Origin of the sequence: Roseburia lenta (assembly GCF_014287435.1) — a bacterium.
GTDB lineage: Bacteria > Bacillota > Clostridia > Lachnospirales > Lachnospiraceae > Pararoseburia > Pararoseburia lenta.
In genome coordinates this window covers 450,237-463,638 of sequence record NZ_JACOPG010000003.1, presented here as the reverse complement: position 1 = coordinate 463,638, position 13,402 = coordinate 450,237, and the positions used below count along the sequence as shown (strand labels likewise).

10 protein-coding genes are annotated in these 13,402 nt (G+C 46.7%); all 10 read right to left on the bottom strand.

Annotated features, from left to right (window positions below; all coding sequences use genetic code 11):
* Positions 1–18 precede the first annotated feature (18 nt).
* The 10 genes from ptsP to H8R94_RS09435 all read right to left on the bottom strand — a co-directional run bounded on the left by ptsP (position 19) and on the right by H8R94_RS09435 (position 13,366).
* The gene (gene ptsP / locus H8R94_RS09480) at positions 19–1,731 is read right to left on the bottom strand and encodes a phosphoenolpyruvate--protein phosphotransferase (RefSeq protein WP_186854510.1); all 1,713 of its coding nucleotides are present in this window, start codon (positions 1,729–1,731) and stop codon (positions 19–21) included.
* Between the two features lie 13 nt (positions 1,732–1,744).
* Positions 1,745–2,011 (bottom strand): HPr family phosphocarrier protein, encoded by a 267-nt coding sequence (locus tag H8R94_RS09475; protein ID WP_186854509.1) that lies wholly within the window; start codon positions 2,009–2,011, stop codon positions 1,745–1,747.
* 19 nt (positions 2,012–2,030) lie between these two features.
* Positions 2,031–3,482, bottom strand: coding sequence for a glycoside hydrolase family 1 protein (locus tag H8R94_RS09470; RefSeq protein WP_186854508.1), 1,452 nt, complete (start codon positions 3,480–3,482; stop codon positions 2,031–2,033).
* Entirely contained in the window at positions 3,482–4,768 is a 1,287-nt protein-coding gene (locus H8R94_RS09465; RefSeq protein WP_118281717.1) for a PTS sugar transporter subunit IIC, read from the bottom strand. Before H8R94_RS09465 ends, H8R94_RS09470 begins: the two co-directional genes overlap by 1 nt.
* Positions 4,769–4,809: 41 nt before the next feature.
* On the bottom strand, positions 4,810–5,112 hold the full coding sequence (locus H8R94_RS09460) for a PTS sugar transporter subunit IIB (RefSeq protein ID WP_118281716.1): 303 nt from the start codon (positions 5,110–5,112) through the stop codon (positions 4,810–4,812).
* Between the two features lie 10 nt (positions 5,113–5,122).
* Complete coding sequence (locus H8R94_RS09455) at positions 5,123–5,443, bottom strand: PTS lactose/cellobiose transporter subunit IIA (RefSeq protein WP_118281715.1); 321 nt, start codon at positions 5,441–5,443, stop codon at positions 5,123–5,125.
* A 16-nt stretch (positions 5,444–5,459) separates the two neighbouring features.
* Positions 5,460–8,033: a PRD domain-containing protein gene (locus tag H8R94_RS09450; protein WP_186854507.1), complete on the bottom strand. Its 2,574-nt coding sequence runs from the start codon at positions 8,031–8,033 to the stop codon at positions 5,460–5,462.
* A gap of 298 nt (positions 8,034–8,331) precedes the next feature.
* On the bottom strand, positions 8,332–10,887 hold the full coding sequence (locus H8R94_RS09445) for a glycoside hydrolase family 3 C-terminal domain-containing protein (RefSeq protein WP_207722477.1): 2,556 nt from the start codon (positions 10,885–10,887) through the stop codon (positions 8,332–8,334).
* 55 nt (positions 10,888–10,942) lie between these two features.
* The gene (locus H8R94_RS09440; protein WP_118281713.1) at positions 10,943–11,839 is read right to left on the bottom strand and encodes an alpha/beta hydrolase; all 897 of its coding nucleotides are present in this window, start codon (positions 11,837–11,839) and stop codon (positions 10,943–10,945) included.
* 132 nt (positions 11,840–11,971) lie between these two features.
* Positions 11,972–13,366, bottom strand: a complete 1,395-nt coding sequence (locus H8R94_RS09435) for an MFS transporter (RefSeq protein WP_186854506.1) — start codon at positions 13,364–13,366, stop codon at positions 11,972–11,974.
* Positions 13,367–13,402 lie beyond the last annotated feature (36 nt).

Sequence of the window (13,402 nt, the reverse complement as noted above, 5' to 3'; positions counted from 1 at the left end):
AAACCTCTTAACTTTCTTTTACATTTCCATCTGCTCCTTAATCTCTTTTTCTGTGCAAAGTTTCTGACAGGTCTTTGCCATTTTCTCTAATTCGTCTATCCTGTGCCTTGCCAATTCTGCTTTTACTGCAGCCAGCATGGCAGCATTCATACTGAGTTTTCTCGCGCCAAGTCCGACCAGAAGTGCCGCCCCCTTGGGATTTCCCGCCATCTCACCACATACAGAGATCGGCTTGTTTGCCTTCTGAAAACTTTCAAAAACAAAGCCCAAGAGCCGAACCATCGCCGGTGCATAAGTCTGATAGTAAGGCTCCATGGCAGCGTTCATGCGGTCTGCCGCACATACATACTGGGTCAGATCATTCGATCCGATACTGGCAAAATCCACCTCCTGCGCAACAAGATCTGCCTGCAAAGCCAGACTTGGGACTTCGATCATGACACCGATCTTAACCTTTGGATCATAGGCAATCCCCTCCTGCTTCAGTGCATCCATGACCTTTCTTACCGCTTCCTTTGCCCTGCGGATATCCTCCATACTGCCTACCATGGGAAACATGATCTGTAAATTTCCATAGACAGATGCCCTGAGTGCCGCACGCATTTGCGTCTCAAAGATCTCCATGTGGGAAAAACATAAACGCAGCGCCCGCTCTCCCAGAAATGGATTATCCTCTTTTGGCAGGGAAAAATACGGCAGGGTCTTATCCCCTCCGATATCCAGCGTCCGCAGGGTCACCGGCTTGCCTTTTGCACCTTCTAAGATACGACGGTAGACACTGAATTGTTCTTCTTCCGTCGGCATATGGTCGTTTTCCATATACAGAAATTCCGTCCGGAAAAGACCGATAAAATCATATGCCGCCCCTGCTGTATCGTACGCATCCGATCCTACATTGATCCCCAGCGCGATCTTTACCTCATCTTTGGTTGCTCCCGGACGAAGCAAATAGGTCTGCTCCTCCTCTATCTGTTTTTTCCACAACTGTCGCTTTTGTTCATACTGCTCTTTTTCTTCTTGGGAAAAATCCAGCCATATCTGACCGCTCAGACCATCCAGGATCAGGTCTTGTCCGTCCTGGATCTGCGTCATGGCATCTTCTGCTCCCAGTATCGCCGGAAGTGAAAAACTTCTGGCTAAGATCGCGCAGTGCGAATTGGAACCACCCACTTCCGTGATCAGACCTTTGACATGGTCGCGATCCAGATTGGCAGTGTCGCTCGGCAAAAGGTCATGTGCCACCACGATCACATCCTCAGCAAAATGATCCAGTCTTTTTTCTTCTTTTCCCAGTAAAAGACGAAGCACTCTCGCCTTAACATCCAAAAGATCTGCAGCTCTGCCTGCGATCAGGGGATCCTCCACCTGCTTTAGGAGATCGGCATACTGGTTGAATATTGTATCAACTGCACTTTCAGCCGTCAGACAATCCTCTTTTATGACATTCTCCGTCTCCTCGGTCATTTCTTCATCTTCCAGGACTTCCTGATGCGCCACAAAGATCTTCGCCTGGTCCGGGTGTTCCTCCTCTAAGGCTGCATAAAGTGTCTGCAATTCCTCCTTTGCCTGTTCCCTTGCCGACTGAAAGCGCCGACACTCGGCTTCTGTCTCCTCCTTGTCGCACTTGCTTTTGCTGACCTTCAGATCCAATGGTTCATATCTATATGCTTTTGCGATCGCAATCCCTTTGGATACGGCATTACCACATAAAAACTTCTGTCTCTCGCCCATAGTCGCTGTCCCCTTATTCTCCAAATCCGCTGGCAACCAGAACTGCCAAAGCCTCGATCGCTTCTGCCTCATCCGGACCTTCTGCTGCAAGTTCCGCTTTTGTTCCCTGCCCGATTCCTTCTGCCAAAAGACGCACGACCGACTTGGCATTGACCGGCTCTCCACCTTCCTTACAGATCGTGATCTTAGACTCATATTTTTTTGCCAGCATGACAAAATCCGATGCCGGTCTTGCATGAAGTCCTGTCTTATTGATAAATACCACTTGTTTTGTAACCATATGATCCACCCTCTTATTTCTATAATTCCTCGCCATGGCTGGCAATACACTTCTGATACCAGTAAAAGGAATCCTTCTTTATACGTTTTCCGGATCCTTTGCCCTCATTATCCAGATCTACATAGATAAAACCATAACGTTTTTTCATCTCTCCTGTGCTGGCACTGACCAGATCGATACAGCCCCATGGCGTATAACCGATCAGGTCCACCCCGTCTTTCATGGCTTCCTTCATCTGTTCAATGTGTGCCTTGAGATATGCGATGCGGTAATCATCATGGATACATCCGTCCTCCGTCAACTGATCGACCGCTCCCAAGCCATTTTCTACCAGCATGACCGGAATCTGATACCTGTCATAAATCGCATTGAGCAGATAGCGCAGCCCCTTGGGGTCGATGATCCATCCCCATTCGCTGGCCTTTAAATACGGATTTTGCACGCCCAGCATCATATTGCCGGCAGTCTTTTGTACCTCGGCATTTCTTGTCACACAACGCGAAGTATAATAACTGAAACTGAAAAAATCCACACAGCCCTTTTTTAAAATGTCAGCATCCTCTGTCTTGCTGACAATGGCAATAGCATTTTCTTCAAAAAAACGCTCCATATAATAAGGATATGCCCCGCGGATGCAGACATCCCCACAGAACCAGTTGCTTTTTTTCATCTGCCACTGTGCCTCTAACATATCATCCGGTGAACAGGTATATGGATAGACTCCTGCCGCCGACAACATACAGCCCACCCGGTTTTTCGGATTGATCTCATGGGCTAAGGCTACCGCCTTTGCGCTTGCCACAAACTGATGATGGAGTGCCTGAAAACGCGCCTGCATTTCTTCCTTTGTCTCCGGCGTCTGCATACGACCAAGCCCAAACATATCTGCTCCATCTTCCGGCAAAATTCCTGCTCCCAGCAGGGTTCCAAAACGACTGACTAAAGTATTCATCTCATTAAAGGTCAGCCACAGATCGACCTCATCCTGATACTCTGTAAAAACCGTCCGGCAATAACGCAGGAAAAAGTCTATAACTTTACGATTTTGCCAACCGCCATATGCCTGACACAGATGGTAAGGCATTTCATAATGTGACAGTGTCACCAGCGGACGGATGTTCCATTTTTTACACTCAGCAAATACGGCGTGGTAAAAATCCAATCCCTTTTGGTTTGGCTTTTCCTCATCCCCCATAGGAAAGATGCGTGTCCACGCAATAGACAGACGCAGTACCTGAAATCCCATCTGCCCAAACAGGGCAATATCCTCTTTATAATGATGGTAAAAGTCTATGGCATGATGGCTGGGATAGTGTTCGCCTTCCCTCACTTCTTTGGTAAATCGCCGCGGAGACGTTTTTGTCCCCGCGGTGATATGGTCTGAGATCGACTCTCCCTTCCCATCATCCTTCCATGCACCTTCTACCTGGTTGGCAGCGATCGCGCCACCCCATAAAAAGTCTGCATTCATTAAGCCACCTCTTTTGCTTCCTGCTCCTTTGCGATCAGATCGCGCTCATATACCTTAAAGAATGGACGATATACCACCCATGCCACGATAAAGGCAATGACCGGAATCAGGATATTGGTCCAGGATAAGGTACACAGGTATGGTGATACGCCGACCGGTAAGGTCGCTGTAATCATGGTAAACGCCGGTTTAAAGAAGCCGACCATATAACCAAAGTAGCAAATGATCATGGTAATCAATGGGTTGATCACAAATGGAATAGCAAGTGTCGGATTATACATGATCGGATAACCGAAAGTTGCCGGTTCATTGATATTAAAGATACCCGGTACAACAGCCGCCTTGCTGACTGCTTTGATCTGCTCAGACTTGGAGAAGAGACCCATGACGCAAAGTGCCAAGGTATTTCCCGTTCCGCCACAGCAGTTCATGATACCAAACAAAGCAACCGGTACAAAGACGAGTGCTTCACCCTTGGATACATGCTCAGCATTGTTGGCTATGTACTCCATGAGCGGTGCCATAATGGCGATATAAACAACCATGGTTCCATGGATACCAAAAGTCCAGAGGACATTTGCAACCAATACGACAATGATGATACCCGGTACGCTGGTCAGTGCGCCAAGCGGTGCAGATAAGAGATAAGAGATCGCGTATGGCAGAGAGATCGTCATGACATTCAAGCAGATGCTTCCGATCGTATGCCAGATCGCGATGTTGATAACCAGTGGAATCAAAGATGCAAAGGTGTCCTGCAAAAATTTCGGCACGACATCCGGCATCTTGATCATCAGATGATGCTTTTCACAAAAATGCGCCATCTTGACGGTACAGAGCGAAATGATGATGGCTGTGAACATACCCACAGCACCCAGGCAGGAGTTGTCAATACCGGTAAAACTGCTTCCGTCCGCCAGTTCTACCGTCTTGATCGGTCCTGCAACGATCAAAAAGATCAACATGGCATTTAATGCGTTGGTCAGTGCCTGCATCTTAAGCGACTTGGCATAAGAATAGGCAATGGTAAATGCCATATAAACAGAGATCAGCCCCATAGACAGATCATATGGTACCAATAAGATGTTATAGATCGCATCGTCCGTCGTCCACGCCCCAAAGAAAGTCGGGATGATCGCGATCAACTGGAAAATAGCGCCGATCAGGATGATGCCCATTGCCATCATCATACCGGCAGATACTGCTGCGATCGCTTTGTTACCCGCACATTTTTCGCCTATGGATTTTACTTTTTGCATGAATTTGCTTTCATATAAATTACTCATATCCTTCTCCTTTTCCTTTCCCTAAAAACCCTTACCGGATGTTACTGTGGATAGATCTCATCCACTTGTTTCATGATGTTGTCTACATTACCGATAGCGTAATCATAGGCTGCGATCACGGCGATCGGCATCTGCGTTACCTGTGCGATCTCCTCCTTTTTGTAAGACACCTGCGGTCCTAAAAGGATCACATCATAATTTTTGTAGGAATCTTCGTATGCGGACATCCCCACTGCGTCGATCTTGAGTTCAATGCCTTTGTCCTCTGCATACTTTTCCATTTTCTTCATCAGAATCCCGGTTGACATGCCCCCAGCGCATATCAATAACACTTTCCTTTCCATATGCCCCTCCTTATTTTTCCTTGTATAAAAGGATCATTTCCTTGATGAGATCCCCCGCTAATGCGCTTCCCATCAGATGATCCTGTGCATGGCAAAGCAGAATGCTGACGCTGTCCACTTGACCTTTTGCATCCATCTGCAAGAGTTTCCGGTGCGCCTCATGGGCTGTCTGTAAACTCTTTTCCGCGCTTTCCATCAGTTGATCCGCCTGTGCAAAATCCTTCTTTTTGGCAGCCTGTAAGGCTTCAAATGCCGCCGATCTGGCTGCTCCGGAATTAGCAATGATCAACATGGAAATCTCTTCCAATGCTTCCTGTAATTCTTCGCTCATAGTAACCTCCTTTGTTTTATATCTGATATATGATCATCAGCATATTTGCCACCTCGTCGTCGCTAAAGATAATGTGAAAGGCTTTTTCCATCGGTCTTAGCATCCGAAGCAGCTGCTGAAATTCTTTGTGATATTGATGCAGGATTGCCTTGCGCTTTGGATTTTCGGGTGAAGTCTCCCCGGATGCCAAACGCTCAATACAACAGGCAGTATGAACCAATAGTCCCATCTGTGCATCCTGCGTCATATGTTTTAATTTCTGATCGACCTCCTGTAAAAATGCTTCTACCGATGTCTCTACCTTTTTTATCTCCACATGGCTAAACTGCCCGGCAAGATAATGAAAGACTTCCTGATGATCGACCTCATAATCCTTAGACTCGGTCTTTCGCAAAAGTTCCGGCAAACGTTCTTTGGGTGTCGTAAAAACCTCCGTGATCGAGCAGAAAGGAATGGAATATAACTTTGGATCAAAGGTTCCTACCACACAAAGTATGGTTCCACGCCGCATCAGGTCACGAAATGCCTCCTGCAAAGCCTTGGGATTACTCATGGATAAAGGAATGATCTGCACATCCTCCATGTGACCGTAGCGCTCAATATAGGTCTTTAATTCCTCCGCGCCACCCTTGCCCGTAGTACATAAAGTGATGAGATACTTCTCATGGCTGGTGGCAAAATCACCGACACTTTTCATGGCATCCCGATAAACGGCATCCAGATTGGATGAGATCATTGCCTTTCTCGCCAGTTCGATCCCCAGGGTCGTCACCGGTGCCGGGAAAAGACGGATCATAATACCTGTCTCCTCAGAGATCTCCTCTGCCACTTTGGACACCAGATCACTGTCATAGACTATGAACACCCCTTGTTTTTGCTCAATCTCCAAAATACATTTTTTCAAAGACTCATAGATCTGCGTCTCGCTTTGACGGTGCGATACCTCAAAGGAAAAAATATGGTTAAATCCTGTGATCTCGGTGATCGTACGCACAATGGATGCTGCAATGTCCTTGCCATAAAAGGCGTAGAGGATAACCGTCTGTCCCTTGTCCGTCTGCTTTGGCGGTTCGTAGCACAAAAACATGGTGATCAAAATGACCTCGTCTATGGTCAGTTGTCTGCCATAGACTTCCTGTATCTCCTCCGCAAAGGCAAGGCTTAGCATATATTCCTGCTTGTATCTGGTAACGACCTCAGATATTTCCAGCCGATCCATGGATTCTGTCGTCTTTGTACCATTCACTACATTTTTCATATGCACACAAAGTCCAAAAAATACGGCATCGTCAATCTTTTTGTTCCTTGCGTTCTCCACTTTTGCCAGAAATCCCTCCACCATGTCGATCAGTTCCTCATCTACAATGAGTTCCAATTCTTTCCGGCTGCGGACTTCATGGATCAGTTTTTGCTGATATTTGCCAAAGGCTCTTTCCACTTCGGTGCTGAGCAGCATCTTAATATCCTCACCCTCAATGCCCTCCGACTCCAGTTGCTTTGCCTTTTGCCGCAATTCCTTGTAAATATTTTTGGTCTCTGTCTCACTGACACGCATCCGACTGCCGTCAAAGGTAAAGGTGCTGTTTTCCGGGATCAGTCTTTCGATCTCCTCCCTCATCTGTCCGAAACGGGACATGCCCTGACGTATGGTCGGTTCAAAATCGCTGACATAGAGGGTGATCCTCCGGTCATTTGCCAGTTCCCTCACATAAGCATTGGCACAACCGATCTTGATATCCCGCTTCAACTGTTGAAAATTTTCAGGACATTCATATAAGAGCAGGCAGCGCATCAATTCTTCCTTTACGACCAGTTCCCTGCCTACCCGCGAGGCTTCGGTCGAAAAAAGTGTCTGGATCATTTCCATACGTTCTTCGATCGGTCGTTCTGTGATCCTCGGCATTGTAATAACGATTGGAAATTCACTCTGAAACTCCTCCTGTGCCGGCTGTGCGTCCGGTGTGCAACTGGCGATCAAAAGCCCTTTCCTTCCGGGCTTTCCGCTGTAGGAGGCGATCTCCCGCAAGAGTCCACCGTCCAGATACTGCACATTATCCATGTATAAGATACCGCTCTCCGCATCCTTTAACATGCCACTCTGCCGCTCGCCCATGAGTTTTTCCCTGGCATCTTTGGCACTGCCCTGATAGTCCCTGCAATTCATCTGTAAGAAAGGACTCTCCGCTGAAAAAATTTGTTTTACCAGACAATATTCGTAGATAAGGTGTGCGAACTCTTTCTTTCCGGTTCCCTTTTCTCCCACGATCAGGATATTCAGGCTTCTGCCCGGATATAAGACTGCTGCTTTGGCTAACTGGATCGGATGCTGTAAACTGCCCTGCCATCCTGTCATCTTGCAAAAACATTCTTCCTCATCCCCCCGGCTGACACCGGCAATGGAATAAAGAACTGGTCTGCCATTGGATTTATGTATCCTTCCCTCTTCCACGAGAGCATTCAAAAGACTGCTGACATTGGTTCGCTGTAAAGATAGCGCCTGTGCGATATATGTCGTTGACACACCTCCCTCTTTTTCTGCCGTATCATGCATCTGAATAAAGTCATAGATCTTTTCTTTGTTTGATTTCATAAGCGGATCTCCTCTGCCGGTTTTGTTACTGTATATACAAGAAGAACTATACACTTTATACAATAAGAAATCTACCATGACCTGTTTTTATCGTCAAAACGCTTAGTGTATGGTATTTCCACTGTAATTTATATACATAAATACAGTAAATTTGCATAAGTCTTTGTACTTTTTGCATATTTTCTTTTATCTCTATGCTTAGTGTATATGTTTTATGTCAGTAGAGCATCTAGTGTATAAAAAAACGGATACGTCTGGGTTTCCAAACGTATCCGTCGTATGAATTTATTTTTTCTGTTTATTTTCTCAATTTGATGACTTCCTTTAAGACTGTCATGGCATTCTGTTGCAATTCTGCCTTGGTCAGGGCATATGCATGCTCCTTATTGGTCAATGCGTCCAGAATGTCCGCAAGATCACTCGATCCGCCCGGCATGGTGATATTGTTGCCAGCCTTGACACAGCCTGCGGCAGATCCTGTCTCATACTTGTTATCACGGTGTTCTGCACCATTGCCCATTCCACCGGTCACAAACCAGTCTGTCATGACAATGCCCTCATGTCCCCATTCATTCCTAAGTACGTGGGTCTGGATATCCTTGCTGTTGCAGGTATGCTCGCCATTTACCAGGTTATAGGATGACATGATAGCCTCCGGCTTTGCACTTCTGACGCAGATCTCAAATCCCTTGAGATAGATCTCACGCAGGGCACGTTCACTGACAACAGAGTTGGATAAGAAGCGGTTGGTCTCCTGATTGTTGCATGCAAAATGCTTGATGGTAACCCCGCAGCCCGGATGCTTCTGCACACCGCGCGTCACGGCAGCTGAGGTACGTCCGCTGACGATCGGTTCCTCAGAATAGTACTCAAAGTTTCGTCCGCAAAGCGGGGAACGCTGGATATTCTGTGCCGGTGCCAGCCACAGATGCACACCGAACATTTCCATTTCCTGTCCGACCATATCGCCACAGATCTCCGCGACATCATCATTCCAAGCCTGTGCCAAAGCCGTGCCGATCGGGATTGCGATACAGTACTGGTAGTTTTCCGGTGCTGCAAGTTCCGCTTCCGATGGCTTTGGTACCATAGACGCCATCATCTCGAGTTCTTCCTCGCCCATAAATTCCATAAAGTTGGCAAAAGCATTGGCATTGCCCTTGACTTCGCCATCCACGATCTTGTAGGAAGTAGCAAGACGCAGTCCTGCCGGACCATCCGCCATGTAAAGTCCGCCAACGCCAAGATCTTCCAGACGGCTGGTAGATTCGCCTGCGGCACCTGCCACATGGGATCCTGCTGCACCGATGACTGATTCTACCCCCGCGCCTTCCGGTACATCCTTATAATTGCCAATGGCAAGATAAGCCAGTTGCTTATCCGAAAGTCCTGCGACAAATTCCTCCAAAGTCTTTTTACCGGAAAGCACTTCTGCAAAATCAAAAGTCTGTCCCTCCGGGATCTCCGCTGCCACTTCCGGGTAAGTATAAGTCACGGTCTCAAACTTGGCTGCGGATAATGCAATATGTTTTACAGCCTCTTTCTGTTCTTCCTCGCCATCTGGGTTGAAAGCAACTTTTTCCGGCACAAGATCATCAAAGCCCCAGCCTTCACAGATGTGCTTGGTCTTTTTCAGGACTGCCTTGTCATCTAAGGTCAGGATGCCTGCTACCATGGTATCTCTGGAATGACTTCCCAGACGGATGACATATTCACCTGCCTCCATGATATAGGCGCTGTCCTTCTCACTAAAGGAAGCAAGGATCTGGGTTGCAAAAGTGACAGAAACTTCTGTGCTCTCTCCGGCTGCCACTTCCTTGGTCTTGGCATAGCCGACCAGTTTCTGATAAGGCTGGTCAAGGTCTCCTTCCGGCAGGCTGGCATAGACCTGTACCACTTCTTTGCCTGCGCATTTTCCTGTATTTATCACCTGGGCTGTGACTGTGACTTGCTTTTCATCTGCGACAATATCCTTTGTCTCAACAGCAAATGTCGTGTAAGAAAGTCCGTAACCAAACGGATAGGTCACTTCTTTTCCGACAGTATCAAAATAACGATAGCCCACATAGATACCCTCACGATAGTAGGTATCATCCGGATCGCCAAAGCCCTCGGTTGATGGATATTCTGCGATCGGCGCCCAGGTCATAGCCAGTTTACCGGATGGGTAAGACTTGCCAAGGACAAGGTCTGCCAAAACATCGCCGGTCGGTGTTCCCAACTGTCCTAAGAGCAGGATATTTTCTACGGTATTTACCGGTGTCAGATCTACCATGCCACCAACATTTAATACCAAAAGGAACTTGTCATACTGCTTCTGTAATGCCAGAATATCGCGGATCTCGGTCTCGGTCAGATTGATATCGCCCGCTACCATGGTACGGTCAGCGCCTTCACCCGAATTTCTTGCCAGTACATAGATGGCGATGTCCGCGTCGCTTTCCAATGAAAATTCATAGGCAGTTTCCGGCATGACCTTTCCCATGCAATACATAATACCATTGATGCCTGCGGCTGCCGCCTCTGCCTTCATGGCGGTGATCCATTCTTTTCTTGTCTTTGTCATATGTTCTTCGTAAGCATCCAGCCAAGCCTTGCTCACCACCTCAAAGCCAGCATTCTCCAATCCCTGCTCTACGGTCGTATAGGCTCTGACATTGACATCCCCGGATCCGGTTCCGCCCTTGATCGTCCTTCTGGCGCCACTGCCAAAGAGCGCGATCTTGCCTGCTGCATCCAAAGGAAAATCTCCATTGCTCTTTAAGAGTATCGCACATTCCGGTGCAACCTCGCGCACCTTTGCGATATGCTCTTTTTCAAATTTCTGCATACTTGCATCTGTAATATGTACCATCTTCTTGTCTCCTTTTCTTTTATTCTCATACAAGGCTGCTTGCAGTCTGAATTTTCTACACCAGATATTTTCGGAAGAATGCACATTCATCCTGATTGATCTCTTTTGCCTCTTCCAGATTCATATTGACATGGCAGACATGCGCCATATATTTTTTATCCTCTGAACCATAGCATTTCCATGCACAAGGGATGCCCTTGCCTTTTAAAAATTCATACATAGGCTGGGCGTTTTCCTTCAAAAAGTCATAATAGGATGTCATGACATAAGTCGGCGGATAATCGGCGGTGATATGCCCCAGCACATCTATTTTTTCATTGGAAAAATCAAAATCTTTGCCCAGATAATCGCCATATAATTCCTTGTTCATCTTGTTGACCTTGCCATCCTTACCCAGAATGGTCAGGGTGTACATACCACAATTCAGACCAAGGGCACGTATCTTGATTTCCTCCGGCACCGTAAAGGGGAATAATTTTGCGTAATCTGCATTGGTCGCGATGGCTGCGTACTGGCTTGTCATCTGGGATCCGGCAGAATCGCCCACCAAAATGACATTATTTAGATCCAGATGATACTCATCAGCATGATCGCACATCCACTCCATCACCATATTCGTTTCCGTCAACTGGGTCGGAAATTTGGCTTCCGGTGCCAGATGGTAATTGAAATTGACAAAAGTAAATCCCTGCTGGGCTAAATACATACCGTAATATTTGTAGATTTCTTTGGTTCCATAGACATAGCCGCCCCCATGGATGCTGACGATGACCGGCAAAAGATGATCGGTGTCCTTTGGATAATACACATCCAGTAAGTTATAAGCATCCGCATTCCCGGCGTAATTGATATCATAGACTGCGGTTACATCCTCCGGTACGACTAAGTTTGCGTCACGCTTGGCATCTGCCTTTCCGGATACCATGCGAAACATCTTTGCTGTAAATGACATAAACCTCTCCTATCTCTGCGCTTTTTATATTTCAAAAAGTACAGTCTCTGCTATTTGTTACACGCATTCTAACAGACATTGCACTTTTGACTTATTAAATTTTTACGTTTTTTTTAATTATTCGCTTTCTTCTTACTGTGCCTCATGCTTTTTTGCAAGGTCAGCCTTGATCTGTGGAAGTTCTTTATCCAACTTGTATGCAATACCAAGGATCAAAAGTACAACCATCAGAACCATAGGTACATAGTTAAAGAGTACCTGGATAGAGGTCAGAGCGGATGCTGACTGGGTTGCAAGACTTCCATCATATCCGGCAAGTCCCATAATCAGTCCTACCAGGCCAGATGCGATACCACTTCCCAACTTAGAAGCAAAAGAGTTGACAGAAGCAAGCATACCTTCTACTCTGGTTCCGGTCTTCCACTCGCCATAGTCCATGGTATCGATCAGATAAATAGAGATCATCATGGTAACCGGTAAAATCGCAACACCACCAATAACAGAACCAAGTGTCAGAGTAACCAGATTGGTTCCACCAAGAATACGGATGCCATAACCAACAACGCCTAAAACAGCACCTGCACGCAGGATCGGAACGGTTCCGAACTTTCTGGAAAGTACCGGGAAGATCAGCATGATGACCGGTGTCAGCATACTACCGATAGAAACCAGTGTTGCCAGACCGATATTACCCATGATGTACTTGAAATAATATGTATTTACGGCTGTACCGATATTGGTTGCCAACTGTACGACTAAGGTCATACCAGCCAGAATAAAGATGTATTTGTTAGAGAATACACACTTTAAACTCTGCTTGAGCGGGATCTTCTGTACCTCCTCTTTCTGCTGGTCGGATGGCTGATTGTCATCTACCACTTCCTTGACAAAGATGAAACGGAACATACCGATAATAGCACATGGAATGGCAAAGATCAGTGCCATGGTCGTCCAGCCTTCCTTGGTAGATCCCATGCCTGCGATCAACTGTGGCAAAAGCATGCTGATTACGATAGAAAACAGCATGATGATACCACCATTAAAGGACATAACGGATACACGATTCTTCTCGCTTCGAATACTTCTTGCCAGATATACGGCATCGCCACCATTTAAGAAAGTAGCGCAGACGGAATTGATCAGTGTATAAAGTACAAATACAAAGATTGCTTTTCCGGTCGTACTCATCTCCGGTGCAGAGAAAAGAAGTACGGTGAGTCCCCATACAAAGACGATAAAGATCTCATACGGTCTTGCCTTGCCCCATTTGGTATGCGTCGCATCGATGATAAAACCAACAAACAAATCTGTCACACCGTCAAAGATCTTGGATGCCAGAAGCAAGGTTCCGACCAGTGTTGCCCCCATGCCCAGCATGTCGGTACAATAATAGGTCAGTTGCATGATCAAGATAACATTGAGTGCCAGAGACAGTCCTCTGGATGTCCATGCCCACTTCAGATAGCCCGGCAGGACTTCATTTTCGGCTGTTGTACTCGGATCCAGCCAATTTGCTTTTTTCTTCATAAGTAATACCCTCCTTGTAAGATCATGTGCTTTCAC